Here is a 15,187-nt window from a genome sequence, read left to right as displayed (position 1 = left end):
TTGCTTGGTGAGGATCGTTATGGGGCTCCTTGCAACTGTACCTCCGATGATTTCGCTTCACGAAAAGGTAGTCACTGGCGTTTGTCAGACTGCCCCCGGCTGCAACTTTCGCAGGTGCCAATCAGTTCGACAATACGGCGCTGCGGGGTGAAGCCCGAGGCACGGCTGGCTCGGCGTAGGCTCTGGCTGACCTGTTCATCCTCCAGTTCGTCGATGCCGCCGCACTCGCTACAGATTAGGAACTGGCTGGCATGGGGGTGGTCAGGATGGTTGCAGCCGACAAAGGCGTGCAGGCTTTCGAGCTTATGGATCAGCCCCTGCGCCTTGAGAAACTCCAGGGCGCGGTAGACGGTGGGTGGTGCGGTGCGGCCGCTGCTCTTGCGCATCGCGTCGAGGATCTCGTAGGCTCCCAGCGGACGTCGTGCAGCACAGACGATCTCCAATACTTGGCGCCGTTGCGCTGTGAAGCGCACGCCGCGTTCTTGGCAGATCTGCTCCGCCTGTTGCAACAGCTTATTCATTGCTTGTGGATCCATCGGATCTCGGGTCTTTCTCGATTGCCGCCACCCCGCGCCGAGCCTGGCGTGCTGCCAGCCAGTGACTGAGCAGCGCCGAGGCCACATAGGCAGCGCCCGCCAGCAGGATGATGGTCGGCCCGGCCGGCAGGTCGGGAGTGTAGGAGAGCGCCAGCCCGCCGCTGGTGAAGAGGCCGCCGATCAGGGTGGCGAGCAGCATCATGCGCCCCAGGGAGTGCAGATAGTGGCTGGCGATGGCCGCCGGCAGGGTTAGCAGGGCGATCACCAGGATTAGTCCCACCACCTGGATCAGCAGCACCACGGTCACCGCCACCAGGCAGAGCAGCAGCAGATAGAAAAAGGTCACCGGCACCCCGCGCAGCCGGGCGAACTCCTCATCGAAGGCGACCGCCAGGAACTGCCGATAGAAGAGCACCACGATCAGCAGCAGGCCGGCGTCGAGCCCGGCCATGATCCACAACTCCCGTTCCGGCACCAGCAGGATGTTGCCGAACAGATAGCTCATTAGGTCGGTGGCGTAGCCGGGGGTACGGGAGATGAAAAGGATGCCTGCCGCCATGCCGATCGCCCACAGGGCGCCGATCAGGGTGTCCTCCTGGGTCTGCCAGTTGAGACGCACCCAGCCGATAATCAGCGCCGCCGAGATCGCCGCCAGCAGCGCGCCGAGCAGTGGATCGAAACCGAAGTAGAGCGCCGCCCCCATGCCGCCGAGCACCGAGTGGGCGATGCCGCCGGCGAGAAAGGCGATGCGTTTGACCACCACGAAGCTGCCCATCACGCCGCAACCGACGCTGGCCAGCAGTCCGGCGAGCAGCGCGCTCTGTAGGAAGGTCTGTTGAGTCAGGGCAGTCAGGAATTCGCTCATCGAAATTGTTCAGTCTTGCAGAGGGGCTGTCGCATCAGGCCGTCAACCGTAGGTTCAGGATTTAAATCGAAACAGTGGCTGCGCATCTCAGTGCCGGTGCGCCACCATGCGTACATCCTCGCCGTAGAGCTCACTGATCAGCTGACCGTCGATCTTGTCGGTGTGGTGACAGACCAGGGAGCGGTTGAGACAGGCGACCCGGCTGACATAGCTGGAGATGAAGGCGATGTCGTGGGAGACCACCAGGATGGTCATACGCTGGTTGAGTTGGCGCAGTAGATCGAAGATGTCGCTCTCCAGTCGCAGATCGACATTTGCGGTGGGCTCGTCGAGGATCAGAATCTGTGGCTCGCAAACCAGCGCCCGGGCTAGTAACACCCGTTGCAACTGGCCACCGGAGAGGGTGCCGATGCGCCGCTTCGCCAGCCCAGCCGCCTCCACCTCGGCCAGCGCCAGCTGGGCTGCCTGGTGGTCGGTTCGGCGGTAGCCACCCAGGCCGGGGCGGCTGCTGAGACACCCCATCAGCACCGTTTGCTCCACACTAATCGGAAAGTCGCGGGCGAAGCGCGGATATTGCGGCACATAGCCGATGGCGCGATTACTGCGGGGCGGTCGTTTACCAAGCACCAGCACGCGACCCGCCTGGGGTTCGAGCAGGCCGAGGATCAGCTTCAGCAGGGTGCTCTTGCCGCCGGCATTGGGGCCGACGATGCCGAGGAAATCCCCCGCCTCGACACTCAGGTTGACCTGCTGCAGTGCTAGGGTCTCGCCATAGGAGAAGCTGACATCGTCGAGCTGGATGACCGGGCTGCTCATTGTCGGTTGGCCTCTGCAATCAGCCGGGCGACCCGGCGCAGGTTGTCGATGTAATTCTCCGCCAGTGGGTCGATCGGTTCGACCCGTCCGCCGATCGCTGCGGCCAGCCGTTGCGCCGTCTTGCGGTTGAACTGGGGCTGCACGAAGATCACCCGCACCTGCTTGGCTCTGGCCTGTTCGATCAGTGCCGTCAGGGCCCTTGCCCCCGGCTCCTTGCCCTCCTGCTCGATGGCGATCTGGGTTAGCCCGTAGGTGTCGGCAAAGTAGCCCCAGGCGGGGTGGAAGACCATGAAGCGGCGTGAGCGCAGGCCGCTGAGCTGCTGTTTGATCTCCCGGTCGAGCTGCTCGAGCTGTTGGGCAAAGCGTTGGTAATTGTGTTCGAACTTCGCTTGGTGTTGCGGCGCCAGCCGGCTCAGCTCCACCTGGATCTGGGCCGCCATCTGTTTCGCCAGCCGCGGGCTGGTCCAGATGTGCGGGTCCAAAGCTTCATGTTCAGCCGCTTCGCTCGCATCTCCATGCTGGTGAGAGGGGGCCTCGATCTTGCGCAGGGGCAGCCCATCACGGGCGTCCACCAGCCGCATGCCGGGATTGGCGGCGCGGATGCGTTCCATCCAGGCCGCCTCGAAGGGGAGGCCGCAGCGAATGAAGAGATCGGCCTGGGTCAGCGCCGCCACCTGGCGGGGGGTGGGGGTGTAGCTGGCTGGATTGTAGCCGGGGCGGACCATCGCGCTGACCTGCACCAGATCGCCGCCCACCTGCTCCACCAGATGTTTTTGCGGCAACGCGCTGACAAAGACTCGTATTGGCTGTGCCGCAGGCAGTGAGAGTGGCAGTAGTACGAGCAGCAGCAACAGAAGAGTCAACCTGCCTTCTGCCAGAGAGTGAGTTGTGATCTTTTTTTTCTGGCTCATCCGAGAAGAGTGGGCTGAATGCCCGGCTGAGGATCAGGGAACGAAATGTTATAGCATAACGATATTGATTGCACTGGCGGATGGCGCTGATGGGGCCGGAGGTTGCGCTTCGTGACGAATGGAATGATAGTGCCTTGGAGGACGGACTGGTTGTCTGGTATCAAACCCGTGGAGATGGAGTCATCGATGGCGCTGCCTAACGTTCACCCTTTCGATAAAAATAGTCATTGCTGCTCGACAGTCAGCCTGTTATCGCTGCTGTTTCTTCCAGCGACTCTCTTGGCCGATACGGTGACTGACGGTGAGGCAACGCTGCCGCGGGGGAACTGCGCTGCGCCACGCCCGTTTACCGATCTGCGTCACTGTTCGTTTGCGGGGGTTGCCAGGCCGGGGCACGATCTGCGGGGGGTACGACTCGACGGTGTCGATCTTTCCAACGCCAGTCTGCCGGGTTGTGATCTGTCACAGGCCAGTCTGAAAGGGGCGGATCTGAAATGGGCCAATCTCAGTGAGTGTCGGCTGGTATCAGCGGATCTTTCCGGCGCCGATCTGTTTCATGCCAATCTAGATATGGGAACCCTCGATAACGGCCGCTTCATCAAAGCGCAGATGTTTGGCGCAAACTTGAATGAGGTGCAGGCGCTCAATGTCGACTTCTCCGGCGCCTTTATGAAGGACATCGCCATGGAGGAGGGCGATTTCAGCGGCAGCACCTTTCACCATAGTTTCATGTTGAGGGCGGTGCTGATCAGCAGCCGGCTGCAGGATAGCCAGTTCCATGAGGCGGTGCTGACCGGCAGCGCACTGGAGGAGGCCGACTTCTCCCGGGCATCGATAACCCACAGCCTGCTGAATGGTGCGCGTATGGATAACAGCCTGTTTAGCGAAACCGATCTGCAGGATTCACGTTTTGTTAATGCTGTAGTCACAGGGGCGGATTTCAGCGGGGCGCGGAATATTCCACCCCATCTGCAGGAGATGATCGAAAGAGAGTAACGAGCGGCAGAGAGATCCAAATCGCCCTGCCCGCTCAGCCAGTCAATAATTGCATCATTTGCCGATTGAGTGACTCCGGCAGGTCCGCCCCGTCGAACAGCGCAGGCCAGGCGGGATCGAAGCGGATTGGCAAGTCGGCCAGTTCCAGCCCAAGTCTGTTGATGATCGCCTGCAGCGGTTCGAGCGCCTCATCCCGCCACTGGTTGAATACCACCTGATGGGGGATCTCCAGACCCCGGCTCTGTGCATCGGCGAGCAGCGCCGCTATACGCTCCAGCGCCCAGATGTCGGGTGGTGCCGGGCGCACCGGGATCAGCAGCCGGTCCACCAGATTTAGGGTCTGTAGGGTCGTTTCGCTCAGGTTGGGCGGGCAGTCGAGGATGCACCAGTCGAACATACGGCTGAAGCGCTCCAGGGTGGCATCGAGGGGGCCAGGCCCCTGTGCTCGCACCACCACACCAAACCGCTCGGCATAGTGATCGCCCCAAGTAGAGGCGCTGCCTTGGGGGTCGATGTCGAGCAATAGTACTCGTGCGCCGCTGGCGGCTAGGGCGATACAGCTGGCGATGGCCAGGGTGGTCTTGCCGGTGCCACCTTTCTGGTGGAGAAAAGCCAGGCTTTGCATCATCTTCATTGGGTACTTCTCATCGTGGGAGCCTCTGAATGAATCTGGGTGAGCAGAATTGTGAGGCTAAATTTTCCGCTGCAAGGCGGAAATCGTAGGGTCGCTCAACGACATCCTGTCTCCGCGACACTTGCACATCCTTGTGCGGCGTAATAGCAGGTCTATTACCAAGATTTCCAACGCAGCAGCGGGAAACTTGGGCCGCAAGGCAGCCGTCCATAATTCGTTCAGAGGCTCCTTTGTTCAAACCGCATCCTCGTCGGCGATCTTGTGCGCTTCCATGTGGGTCAGCCCCGGATGGTTGCGCAGCAGATAGCCGGCGGTGTGCAGCCGGAGTATGGCTTCATTGAGGCTCTCGCGAATCCGCGAGCTGCTGGAGTCCATCTGTCTGGCCAGCAGCTTGAGAGGAACTTCCACATGGTGTGCTTTTACCGCTACCGGCAGCTGTAGCCGCTCGGCGATGTTGAGAAAGGGGTCGAGCGGGGCCACATCCTGTAGCTGGGATTCATGGGGACGGTGCACGTAGACCAGGGCAACCCCGCTGGGAATGACTTCAAGCTGCTCCCGGTAGGTTTGGCGGAGCGTCTCTTCGACCTCCCCGCAGCTGTGCTCCGCATCGGAAACAAGGTGTAGGATCGCGCGGGCCGACGCCCGGTCAGGGCGGCAGGAGAGGATGGCGGCCATCAGCCTGCGTTGCTCATCGTTCAGCATATTGGCCTTGTAGCTTCCCATGCTGTATTCAGGCTCCCCGGCCAGGTTGCGCAGAAAGGCTTCGGTGTAGGTGTAGTAGCGGGAGGTGTAGTGGAACAGCTCCTCAGCACAACCGCCCCAGCCGTGATGGAACTCCGGGTAGTAGTGACCGTCGACATTTTTGGCAATGGCTCTCATCTGTGCTTTCGCGGCTGGCTCGCCCCGGAAAAACTCTGACCCTGTCGGAAAAATACTCTAATCCATCAGAAAATTCCTAACATCTTTATGCAGAAAGGTGTCGTGATTCTTTACACCCTGATTAGGTATGCTGAACTTAGAAAGAGCGGCGGCCGATGCGGACAGCGAGCGGGACGCGGCCAATTGGGGGAGGCAGGTTATGAGCAGTAAAAACGAGATGACTCGGGCGCAACGGGTTTCCTATCTGAAAGAGATCATTACATCTCTTCAGCCACCGGTGACTGATGATGAGGCGCTGGCGATAAAGACCTGCAGGCGACTGTTTCAGATGGAACAGAAGACGGCGGATAGAAAGGTGTCTATCTGAGCCAGGGCACTCTCCTTATAGGCGGAATTGATCGATTATCTCCTTAATCGATAGGCGGCGACCGGAATCAGTCGGTGAGCTGCCATTTTTTTGCCCGCGGGTTGGTTCAAATCCACCCCTGATTGGCGTAGATTAGCCGCCCCCTCTTAAAGCAGTTTCTATCTATGGCGAAGCGAGCCAAACGAAAGCGTAAACCAACCGCCTCCCGCAGTCGCGGTTTTCGTTGGAAGAGCTGGCTGGTTCTGATGCTGATCGCGCTGTTGCTGGCCACCAGCCTCTACCTGATCTATCTCGACCGGATCGTGCAGCTGCGCTTCGATGGCCGCCGCTGGGCGGTACCGGCCCAGGTCTATGGTCAGGCGCAGCAGCTGGCCAAAGGGGTCCGCCTGGACGAGCGGGGGCTGCGCCAGATCCTCGACCGGCTCGGCTATGCGCGGGTCAAGCATCCCGATCGGCCCGGCAGTTACTCCAGCTATCGCGGTCGCTTCCTGATACGCACTCGTGCCTTTGCCTTCCCCCAGGGGACACGCGACAGTGACTATCTGGAGCTGAAGCTCGCTGATAGCCGGGTCATCTCGCTCAAACAGGCGGCCAGCGGCCGGGCCATCGGGGACTACCAGCTGGAGCCGCCGTTGATCGGCAGCCTGCATCCGGCCCACAGCGAAGACCGCATCCTGGTGAAGCGGGGAGAGCTGCCGAAGCAACTGGTGTCGGCACTGATCGCGGTGGAGGACCGTAACTTCAACTCCCACTTCGGTATCGATCCGATCGGCATCGCCCGCGCCCTCTGGAGCAACCTGCGCGCCGGCGGGGTGGTACAAGGCGGTAGCACCCTGACTCAACAGTTGGTGAAGAACTTCTTCCTCAGCAAGGAGCGCAGCCTCACCCGCAAGCTCAACGAGGCGCTGATGGCGCTGCTGCTGGAGTATCACTACAGCAAGGATGAGATCCTCGAAGCCTATGCCAATGAGATCTACCTCGGTCAGGAGGGTGGCCGGGCGATCCACGGTTTTGGCCTGGCCAGCCAGTTCTACTTCAACCGCCCGCTGAATGAGCTGACGCTGGCGCAGAATGCCCTGCTGGTGGCGTTGGTGAAGGGGCCCTCCGCCTACAATCCGCTGCGCCATCCCAAACGTGCCCTGAAGCGGCGCAATCTGGTGCTGCAGCTGATGGCCGAGCAAGAGCTGATCAAGGAGGCGACTGCACAGCGGGTGGCCAAGGTGCCGCTCGGCATCAAACAGGGCAGCAAGCGCGCCTCTGGCTATCCCGCCTTTTTCGACCTGGTGCGGCGCCAGCTGCGGCGCGACTATCAGGAGGCCGACCTCAACGCCGAGGGGCTGCGCATCTTCTCCACCCTCGATCCGCAACTGCAACGGCAGGCGGAACAGGCGCTGAGCCGACAGCTGCAGCGCCTGGAGCAGCGTGGCGTGGCCAAGCCCAGAGAGCTGCAGGGGGCGGTGGTGTTGGTGGAGAGCGACAGCGGTCGGGTGAGCGCGCTGGTGGGGGATCGCAACCCCCGTTTCGCCGGTTTCAACCGGGCGCTGGATGCGATCCGGCCGGTGGGTTCGCTGATCAAACCAGCTGTCTATCTGAGCGCCCTGGAGCAGGATCGGCGCTTCACCCTGCTCAGCCGCCTGCAGGATGCGCCGGTACGGCTCAAAGGGGAGGGTGGCGCGATTTGGGCGCCGCGCAACTACGACCATAAAAATCACGGTGAGGTGCCCCTCTACCTGGCGTTGGCCAAATCCTACAACCTGGCCACGGTGCGATTGGGGATGGAGGTAGGGCTGCCGCAGGTGGAATCGACCCTGCGCAAGCTGGGCATCCGCCGGCCCTTCGAGATTTATCCCTCGATATTGTTGGGTGCGGTCTCCATGTCGCCACTGGAGATGGCGCAGATGTACCAGACCCTGGCGGCGGGTGGTGTGCTGGCGCAGCTGCGGGCCATCGAGGCGGTCACCGACAGCCGCGGGCGGCCGCTCTCCCGCTACTCCACCAGCCGTACGCAGGCGTTTGATGCGCGGCCCGTATTCCTGCTCAACCAGGCCCTGCGGGAGACTCTGGTTAGTGGCACCGGGCGGGGTCTGAAAAGACAGTTGCCGGACATCACCGGCCTGGCCGGCAAGACCGGCACCACCGACGAGCAGCGCGACAGCTGGTTTGCCGGCTTTGATGGCAGGCGGGCGGCGGTGGTCTGGGTCGGCCGGGATGACAACGGCCGCACCGGGCTGACCGGCGCCAGCGGCGCGATGCGGGTCTGGGGCGATCTGATGAAACGCATCGGTACCACCCCGCTGGATGATCGCCTGCCGAGCGGGGTGCGGTGGGTGGCGATCGATCCGGCCAGCAGCCTGCGCAGCGGCAGCGGCTGTGGTGTATCCCGTCAATGGCCGTTCATCGCCGGCAGTGAACCGACTCGCTCAGCGCCCTGCGCTGGCGGCGCCGAGGCGGCGGGTACCGAAGACCCCTTTGCCTGGTTCCAGCAGTTGTTTGATTGAGAAAGACCCGCTAGGCCAAGTGCCTGCTGCCCCACATTCCGTTACAATCGGGCCGATCATCGCAACCAGACAGGGGTTATGGCTTGAGCGTTTACGCCGCCGACAAACTGATCGCCCAGGCGCGTCTGCTCGCCGCTGAATACCGTCGCACCATGGGCAAGCCGCTGCCGGGGATCAGCAGCGAGATCGCCGAGCACGATGCGGTCAAGCTGCTGCGGCTGGAGCCGCGTCCGGAAGGGGCGAGCGGCTACGATGCGGTGGACCCGGCGCGGGACGGGCTGCGCATCCAGATCAAGTCACGCACCATCTTTGACGAGAGCAAGTCCGGGCAGCGTGTCGGTCAGCTGAAGATGGAGCAGGCGTGGGATGCGGTGGTGCTGGTGCTCATGGATGAGGAGTATGAACCCTATGAGATCTACGAAGCGCAACGCAGCGATATCGAGGCCTTTATCAATTCCTCCAGCAGTAGCCGCGCCAAGCGGGGTGCGATGTCGGTGGCGCGCTTCAAGATCATCGCCCGTCTCGTCTGGACCCGTGAGGATGGTCTGGAACCCGAGGTCTGGGATAACCAGGCTTGATGCTTCTGCTGACCAAATCTCCCGTTCTTAATGAGTGACCTCTCCGAGATCTTCGGCCCCGATGGCTGGCTCGCCCGCTGTATCGACGGCTTCTCTCAACGCCCGCAGCAGCAAGAGATGGCGGAGGCAGTGGCGGCGGTGCTGGAGCGTGGTGGCACCCTGATCTGCGAGGCGGGCACCGGTACCGGCAAGACCTTCGCCTATCTGGTGCCGGCGCTGATGTCGGGGCGCAAGGTGATCGTCTCCACCGGCACCAAGAACCTGCAGGATCAACTGTTCCACCGCGATCTGCCGCTGGTGCGCAAAAGCCTCGCCGTGCCGGTCGCGGTGGCGCTGCTCAAAGGTCGCGCCAACTATCTCTGCCTGCACCGTATGGAGAGCGCCCTGTTCGAGGACCACCACCTCACCCGGGAGCAGCGTGAGCAACTGCCGCGCATCCGCGAATGGTCGAGCGCAACCGACAGCGGCGATATCGCCGAGATGCCAGAGGTTGGTGAGGATGCCTCGATCTGGCCACTGGTCACCTCCACCACCGAGAATTGCCTCGGCACCGAGTGCCCTTCACACAGCAAGTGTCACCTGGTGGAGGCGCGCCGGCGCGCCCAGGAGGCAGACCTGGTGGTGATCAACCACCATCTGTTGTGTGCCGACATGGCACTCAAGGATGGTGGCTTCGGCGAGCTGCTGCCGAGTGCCGACGGTTTTATCCTGGATGAGGCACATCAGCTGCCGGAGGTGGCGGGCAATTTCTTCGGCATGAGCGTCAGCTCGCGCCAGCTGCTCGATTTGGTGCGTGATACTTTGGTCGAGTACCACAAGGAGGCGGGGGATCTGCCCAAGCTGGAGGAGCAGGCGGAGCGACTGAAGAAGTCGACCCGGGATCTGCGTCTCACCTTTGGTCTGGAGCCGCGGCGCGGCGCCTGGAATGAGATCGACACAAATCCGACCATCCAGGCTGGGCTTGAACGGCTGCGCAGTGAACTGGAAAACCTGGGCGGCATGCTGCAGGCGGTGCAGGGGCGCGGCAAGGGGCTCGACAGCTGTGGCGAGCGTTGTCTCGCCCTGGATGCTGGCCTCGATCAACTCTGCGATGGTAGTGACGAGGAGACGATCCGCTGGTTCGAGACCCAGCGGCAGGGCTTCCGCCTCAATACCACGCCGCTGGAGATTGCCTCGATCTTCCGCTCCCGCATGGCCGATCAGCAAGCGGCCTGGATCTTCACCTCCGCGACCCTGGCGGTGGGGGGCAAGTTTGATCACTTCTCCCGTCAACTCGGGCTGGTGGATGCCGAGACTCACTGCTGGAGCAGCCCCTTCGACTACCCGCATCAGTCGGTCTGGTATGTGCCGAAGGGGCTGCCGGAGCCGAATCAGGCCGACTACAACCAGCGGGTGGCGGAGCTGACCATTCCGATCCTGGAGGCGAGCCGGGGTCGGGCGTTTCTACTCTACACCAGTCATCGGGCGTTGCAGGAGGCAGCGGACTATCTGCGGGAACGTATCGAATACCCGCTGTTGGTGCAGGGTAGTGCGCCCCGTTCCGAATTGGTGGAGCGCTTTCGGGAACTGGGCAACGCGGTGCTGCTCGGCACCTCCAGCTTCTGGGAGGGGGTCGACGTGCGTGGTGAGGCGCTCTCCTGCGTGGTGATCGACAAGCTCCCCTTCGCCTCCCCCGGCGACCCGGTGCTGCAGGCGCGCATCGACGCGCTACGCAAGCGTGGCGGCAACCCGTTTATGGAGTTCCAGCTGCCGCAGGCGGCGATCGCCCTGAAACAGGGAGCGGGACGGCTGATCCGTGATGAGAAAGACCGTGGCGTGCTGGTGGTGTGCGACCCGCGCCTGCTCAGCAAGCCCTATGGCAAGGTCTTTATCCGCAGCCTGCCGCCGATGACCAAGACCCAGGACCTGGATGCTGTGCAGCGTTTTTTCGCGCTGGGCTAGGGTCTGTTAACAGGCTCTAGATTATCTCCTCGTGAGCCTGCTGCTCTTCCTGTCTGATTTTCTCCCAATCCTCTCCGGGATCAGGTTGCACTCTTTGATCTCGCTGGAGCCGGCCGTGGAGCTGATAAGCTGTAGGCTGGGCCGACCATAATGCCTAATTTGTCTGCGTTGATGCGGAGCAAAATAACGGAACTGGTTTTCAATCTTGGCCACAGGCTGCTCTGCGCAGTTTGAATGCTAGCCTCAGAAAACCCCCAGGTCGAGATAGGAGCGGGCCAGCTTGTTCAGGGCGATGATATAGGCGGCGGTGCGGTAGTCTTCGATTGCGCTGTTGCGGCGACGGGTCTCGATGATCTCCTGCAGCGCGGTGCGCATGCTGTCGTCCAGCCCGGAGTGGACCAGGTCGATCTCGCTGGCCCCTTTGGCAAGTTGGGTGCGGATCCAGTCGGGGACCTGCCGTTCGGTGGTCTCCTCCAGGGCGCGCAAGATGTTGCGCCCACGCATCTCGTCAAAGCGGCGCTCCATGCGGCCAAAGCGCATGTGGGTGAGGTTACGAATCCATTCGAAGTAGGAGACCACTACACCACCGGCGTTCAGATAGGCATCGGGCAGGATGGCGATGCCGCGGCTGCGCAGGATGCGGTCGGCCTCGAAGGTGACCGGGCCGTTGGCCGCCTCGGCGATCAGTTTGGCCTGGATGTTGGGGGCGTTGGCCTCGCTGATCACGCCCTCGACGGCGGCGGGGATCAGGATGTCGCACTCCATCTCCAGAACCTTCTGACCGTCTTCTACGAACTCGGCTCCGGCGAAACCCTTGAAGCTGCCGTTGGAGCATTTGTGATAGTAGGCCTCTTCCACATGGATGCCTTCGGGATTGACGATGGCCCCGTCGTGTTTGATGATCGCGATGACCTGCGCGCCATCCTCTTCGGAGAGGAACTTGGCGGCGTGGTAACCCACGTTGCCCAGCCCCTGGACCACGATCCGCTTCCCCTCCAGATCGCCGTCCAGCCCTGCGGCATTAACCTCCTCCCGGTGGCGGAAGAATTCGCGCAGGCCGTACTGGACGCCGCGGCCAGTGGCCTCGGTGCGGCCACGGATGCCGCCGTGGCCGATCGGCTTGCCGGTGACGCAGGCGATGTAGTTGATGTCTTCCGGGTAGAGGTGTTTGTAGGTGTCGGCAATCCACGCCATCTCCCGCTGACCGGTGCCCACGTCCGGCGCCGGTACGTTGGTCGAGGGGCTGAGAAAACCCTTCTCCGCTAGCTCACGGGCAAAACGCCGGGTGATCACCTGCAGATCGTCGCGGCTGTAATTTTCGGGGTTGATGCAGAGTCCGCCCTTGGAGCCACCAAACGGTACGTCGACGATCGAGCACTTGTAGGTCATCAGCGCCGCTAGCGCCTCGATTTCCGGTTGGTCCACCGACTCAGAAAAGCGTATCCCCCCCTTGGCCGGTAGACGATGGATGCTGTGTACCGCACGCCAGCCGGTGAATACCTCGACACGCTCACGTAGCTGTACCGGAAAGGTTACCTGCAACACCGAGGTGCAGCTCTTGATGGCTCTGGCAATGCCTGGGTCGAGTTCCATGATCTCCAGAGCGCGGTCGACCATATGATCGACGCTCTGGCGGAATGTCAGGCCACTGGGTACTTCAACCACTGCATTAACCCCTTATATCAGATTCTGTCTGCTGCAAGTCTAACGGTTTTTGGCTTAAGCCCAAAAGGGGGGGGTGATTGGCAGATGATTATTTGAATCCAGACCGCTCCAGCTTGCGTATTGTTATCTGAAAGCCGCGGAAAACTGGCTTGAACCACAGAATTACGAGGAGATATACCATGAAAACATTGACTTTCACTGCCGCAATGATTCTTTCTACCGGTCTCTCTGCCGGGCAGTTCAACAGCCCCTTCGAGGTAGGCAACCCGGATCTCTATCATGGCGTTGATGCCTCCAGTCAGCTGTCGACCGCAGTACAGCCTGGCATCGGCGACTCCTACGCCTATCCCTGGCTGGGTAATGGTGGCTTCTCTGACACCGAGACGGTAGTGCAGCGGGGTACTAACGAGGGCTATGGTAGTCATCTGCTCGATCTGGGGCATGAGATTGACTGGTAATGGAAACAGCGAGACCGGGGCTTAGCATGAGCCCCGGCGGGGCCAGCGGCCCTGCATCGAAAAAGAGGTGGATCACCACTGTGCTGTGGATGGTCTGCCTCTTGCTATTGATCGGTTGTCAGTCGCAAAAACAGGATCCTAGCGGCGCGCAGGTGTTCCCCGGCGGTGAGCTGAGCGCGCTACGTAGCGAGGCGCTGAAACTGATCAACGGTATGCTCGAGGAGGAGATGATCCCCGGCGTTAGTATCGCGCTGGTGGATCGCAGCGGCCCACTCTGGGTCGAAGGCTTTGGCTACGCCGATCAGCCGACGATGCGGCCGGTGCAGGCGGATACCGTGTTTCGTGTTGGCTCGTTGACCAAACCACTGACCGCACTGGCGGTGATGCAGCTGCAGGAGGCAGGTCGCATCGATCTCGACCAGCCGTTTACAGAGCAGTTCGAGGGTTTTTCGATTCGCAGCCGTGGTCCGGTTCAATCCTTTACCCCGCGTCAGATGCTGAGTCACCGAAGCGGCCTGCCGAGCGATCTGCGCAAGGGGATGTATACCGCCACCCCCTTCACCCAGGTGGCGGCACTGCTGGAGGATGAGTACATCGCCTATCCCCCTAACCATGTCTACAGTTACTCCAACTTGGGATACGATCTGTTGGGCCATCTGATTGCGCAACGTTCCGGCAGTACCTATCAGACCTATCTGCAGCGCCATCTGTTTCAGCCGCTGCAGATGAGGCATAGCGGTTTTGAACTGGATGAGGTGATGGAGCAGCGGCTTGCCGCTGGGCATCTGGATGGCCAGGTGCGCCCCCAGCCGCCGTTGCGGGATACTCCCGCCCTGGGACTTTACACTAGCGCTGCCGACATGGCGCGGCTGCTGCACGCACTATTGCGATCGGGGGAGCATGTCCTCTCAGCGCAGAGCCTGCGGGAGATGTGGCGTGAGCAGACCGCAAGCGGGCAGATCGTTCGAGGTTCGAGCCCCGGGCTGGGCTGGTTCATTGAGCAGGATCCGCTGATCGGCAAGGTGGTGCGTCACGGCGGCAGCACCCTGCTGTTTGGCGCTGAGATCTCACTGCTGCCGGAGCGGGGACTGGGGGTGGTAGTGTTGACCAATGGGGCAGAGGGGAATCGCTATGCCCATAAGATCGCTGCCACCCTGCTGACCCTGACGTTGCAGTTGCGTGGCGAGTCGCTGGGGGTTGCGAAAACCTTGGAAGATACCTCTACGGCTGGCGAGCCGGAGATCGCCCCAGGGGGGTATGCCACCGATCTGGGGCTGCTGACCATCGACCCCGAGCGCCCCAGGCTCTGCGCTTGCATCATCGAACGGGTGCTTGACATGGTGCGTTTTGATGACGGCAGCTATGGGCTGACCCCGGAGAGTCGCGAGAGCCTGCCGGCCGCCTATCGTATCCTGGGTGAGATGCGGTTTCGCTCCCGCCGCTCGGGGGAACGGGATCTGTTGATCGTCGAGCGCAATGAGAAGGAGTTCATCCTCGGCACACGGATCGACTCGAAGGCGTGGATCGATGCCTGGCGTGAGCGCATCGGGCGCTACCGCACCATCAACCCCGATGGCAACTTCTCGATCCAGAACCTGCGCCTGAGTGAAGAGAGTGGCGTGATCTGTCTCCACTATGAGGCGCCACATCTGAGTGATGGCTCGATCCGTGTGCCGCTCAAACCGGTCTCGGCCACTGAGGCGATCGTCGAGGGTCTTGGACGGGGCAGCGGTGAGACGGTCAGCATCGTTGAGATCAACGGCAAGCAGTGTCTGAAGTTTTCTGGTTACATGAGTGAGCCCCTGGAAGAGTCGCCGTAGAATTGGGTTCGGTAGGACATTTATGCTTGAATGCTGTTTAAAGGAGCCCTGAACGAATCGTTGACTCGCACCTTGGGTCCAGAATCTGCCGCTTTGTCGTTGCTGATCTTCGCAATAACCTGCTATTATTAATCGTTCCGAAAGTATTGGCAGTGTATACTGCTTTCCATGGCTACGATAAAAGAACAGCGTGATCAGAAAAGGAAAGATGTAGTGGAGGCGA

Annotated in this window: 14 protein-coding genes; 7 read left to right on the top strand and 7 right to left on the bottom strand. The window is 61.5% G+C overall.

The window, feature by feature from the left end; all coding sequences use genetic code 11:
- Positions 1-71: 71 nt before the first annotated feature.
- From Ga0074115_RS13590 to Ga0074115_RS13575, 4 genes are all read right to left on the bottom strand, one after another.
- A complete protein-coding gene (locus Ga0074115_RS13590; protein ID WP_232433107.1) occupies positions 72-521 on the bottom strand; it encodes a Fur family transcriptional regulator in 450 nt (149 codons plus the stop codon).
- Positions 514-1,401 carry a metal ABC transporter permease gene (locus Ga0074115_RS13585; RefSeq protein WP_057956973.1) on the bottom strand — a complete coding sequence of 296 codons (888 nt, stop codon included), beginning with the start codon at positions 1,399-1,401 and terminating at the stop codon, positions 514-516. The genes Ga0074115_RS13590 and Ga0074115_RS13585 overlap by 8 nt, the downstream gene beginning before the upstream one ends.
- A gap of 87 nt (positions 1,402-1,488) precedes the next feature.
- The gene (locus Ga0074115_RS13580; RefSeq protein ID WP_057956972.1) at positions 1,489-2,217 is read right to left on the bottom strand and encodes a metal ABC transporter ATP-binding protein; all 729 of its coding nucleotides are present in this window, start codon (positions 2,215-2,217) and stop codon (positions 1,489-1,491) included.
- The gene (locus Ga0074115_RS13575; RefSeq protein ID WP_057956971.1) at positions 2,214-3,128 is read right to left on the bottom strand and encodes a metal ABC transporter solute-binding protein, Zn/Mn family; all 915 of its coding nucleotides are present in this window, start codon (positions 3,126-3,128) and stop codon (positions 2,214-2,216) included. The genes Ga0074115_RS13580 and Ga0074115_RS13575 overlap by 4 nt, the downstream gene beginning before the upstream one ends.
- Before the next feature lie 150 nt (positions 3,129-3,278).
- On the opposite strand from Ga0074115_RS13575, the gene Ga0074115_RS13570 reads away from it, so the two are divergent.
- A complete protein-coding gene (locus tag Ga0074115_RS13570; protein ID WP_232433106.1) occupies positions 3,279-4,124 on the top strand; it encodes a pentapeptide repeat-containing protein in 846 nt (281 codons plus the stop codon).
- A 34-nt stretch (positions 4,125-4,158) separates the two neighbouring features.
- On the opposite strand, the gene Ga0074115_RS13565 is transcribed toward Ga0074115_RS13570, so the two are convergent.
- Both Ga0074115_RS13565 and Ga0074115_RS13560 read right to left on the bottom strand, forming a co-directional pair.
- Positions 4,159-4,758, bottom strand: coding sequence for a ParA family protein (locus Ga0074115_RS13565; RefSeq protein ID WP_057956970.1), 600 nt, complete (start codon positions 4,756-4,758; stop codon positions 4,159-4,161).
- A 234-nt stretch (positions 4,759-4,992) separates the two neighbouring features.
- Positions 4,993-5,637, bottom strand: coding sequence for a hypothetical protein (locus Ga0074115_RS13560; protein ID WP_057956969.1), 645 nt, complete (start codon positions 5,635-5,637; stop codon positions 4,993-4,995).
- A gap of 199 nt (positions 5,638-5,836) precedes the next feature.
- On the opposite strand from Ga0074115_RS13560, the gene Ga0074115_RS13555 reads away from it, so the two are divergent.
- The 4 genes from Ga0074115_RS13555 to Ga0074115_RS13540 all read left to right on the top strand — a co-directional run bounded on the left by Ga0074115_RS13555 (position 5,837) and on the right by Ga0074115_RS13540 (position 11,021).
- Entirely contained in the window at positions 5,837-6,004 is a 168-nt protein-coding gene (locus Ga0074115_RS13555; protein ID WP_157292789.1) for a hypothetical protein, read from the top strand.
- A 164-nt stretch (positions 6,005-6,168) separates the two neighbouring features.
- Positions 6,169-8,502 (top strand): penicillin-binding protein 1B, encoded by a 2,334-nt coding sequence (gene mrcB, locus Ga0074115_RS13550; RefSeq protein WP_157292787.1) that lies wholly within the window; start codon positions 6,169-6,171, stop codon positions 8,500-8,502.
- Positions 8,503-8,585: 83 nt separating this feature from the next.
- Entirely contained in the window at positions 8,586-9,080 is a 495-nt protein-coding gene (locus Ga0074115_RS13545; protein ID WP_057957101.1) for a hypothetical protein, read from the top strand.
- Between the two features lie 30 nt (positions 9,081-9,110).
- Positions 9,111-11,021 (top strand): DNA repair helicase YoaA, encoded by a 1,911-nt coding sequence (locus tag Ga0074115_RS13540; RefSeq protein WP_057957100.1) that lies wholly within the window; start codon positions 9,111-9,113, stop codon positions 11,019-11,021.
- Between the two features lie 243 nt (positions 11,022-11,264).
- On the opposite strand, the gene Ga0074115_RS13535 is transcribed toward Ga0074115_RS13540, so the two are convergent.
- On the bottom strand, positions 11,265-12,638 hold the full coding sequence (locus tag Ga0074115_RS13535; protein WP_060528625.1) for a Glu/Leu/Phe/Val family dehydrogenase: 1,374 nt from the start codon (positions 12,636-12,638) through the stop codon (positions 11,265-11,267).
- A 227-nt stretch (positions 12,639-12,865) separates the two neighbouring features.
- Between Ga0074115_RS13535 and Ga0074115_RS13530 the strand changes: the two genes are divergently transcribed.
- The gene (locus Ga0074115_RS13530) at positions 12,866-13,144 is read left to right on the top strand and encodes a hypothetical protein (protein ID WP_057957099.1); all 279 of its coding nucleotides are present in this window, start codon (positions 12,866-12,868) and stop codon (positions 13,142-13,144) included.
- Positions 13,144-14,964: a serine hydrolase domain-containing protein gene (locus Ga0074115_RS13525; protein WP_232433105.1), complete on the top strand. Its 1,821-nt coding sequence runs from the start codon at positions 13,144-13,146 to the stop codon at positions 14,962-14,964. Before Ga0074115_RS13530 ends, Ga0074115_RS13525 begins: the two co-directional genes overlap by 1 nt.
- Positions 14,965-15,187: the final 223 nt, after the last annotated feature.

The organism is endosymbiont of Ridgeia piscesae (genome assembly GCF_001443665.1).
In the GTDB taxonomy this organism is placed as follows: Bacteria; Pseudomonadota; Gammaproteobacteria; order Chromatiales; family Chromatiaceae; genus Endoriftia; species Endoriftia persephonae.
This window is presented reverse-complemented; position numbering and strand designations above follow the sequence as displayed.

What these genes read in the sequence shown, in the direction of transcription:
- Ga0074115_RS13540 (WP_057957100.1), top strand. Translation starts at nt 9,111, where the DNA reads ATGAGTGACCTCTCCGAGATCTTCGGCCCCGATGGCTGGCTCGCCCGC.
- Ga0074115_RS13555 (WP_157292789.1), top strand. Translation starts at nt 5,837, where the DNA reads ATGAGCAGTAAAAACGAGATGACTCGGGCGCAACGGGTTTCCTATCTG.
- Ga0074115_RS13580 (WP_057956972.1), bottom strand. Translation starts at nt 2,217, where the DNA reads ATGAGCAGCCCGGTCATCCAGCTCGACGATGTCAGCTTCTCCTATGGC.
- Ga0074115_RS13590 (WP_232433107.1), bottom strand. Translation starts at nt 521, where the DNA reads ATGAATAAGCTGTTGCAACAGGCGGAGCAGATCTGCCAAGAACGCGGC.
- Ga0074115_RS13575 (WP_057956971.1), bottom strand. Translation starts at nt 3,128, where the DNA reads ATGAGCCAGAAAAAAAAGATCACAACTCACTCTCTGGCAGAAGGCAGG.
- Ga0074115_RS13585 (WP_057956973.1), bottom strand. Translation starts at nt 1,401, where the DNA reads ATGAGCGAATTCCTGACTGCCCTGACTCAACAGACCTTCCTACAGAGC.
- Ga0074115_RS13565 (WP_057956970.1), bottom strand. Translation starts at nt 4,758, where the DNA reads ATGAAGATGATGCAAAGCCTGGCTTTTCTCCACCAGAAAGGTGGCACC.
- Ga0074115_RS13560 (WP_057956969.1), bottom strand. Translation starts at nt 5,637, where the DNA reads ATGAGAGCCATTGCCAAAAATGTCGACGGTCACTACTACCCGGAGTTC.
- Ga0074115_RS13530 (WP_057957099.1), top strand. Translation starts at nt 12,866, where the DNA reads ATGAAAACATTGACTTTCACTGCCGCAATGATTCTTTCTACCGGTCTC.
- mrcB (WP_157292787.1), top strand. Translation starts at nt 6,169, where the DNA reads ATGGCGAAGCGAGCCAAACGAAAGCGTAAACCAACCGCCTCCCGCAGT.
- Ga0074115_RS13525 (WP_232433105.1), top strand. Translation starts at nt 13,144, where the DNA reads ATGGAAACAGCGAGACCGGGGCTTAGCATGAGCCCCGGCGGGGCCAGC.
- Ga0074115_RS13535 (WP_060528625.1), bottom strand. Translation starts at nt 12,638, where the DNA reads ATGGTCGACCGCGCTCTGGAGATCATGGAACTCGACCCAGGCATTGCC.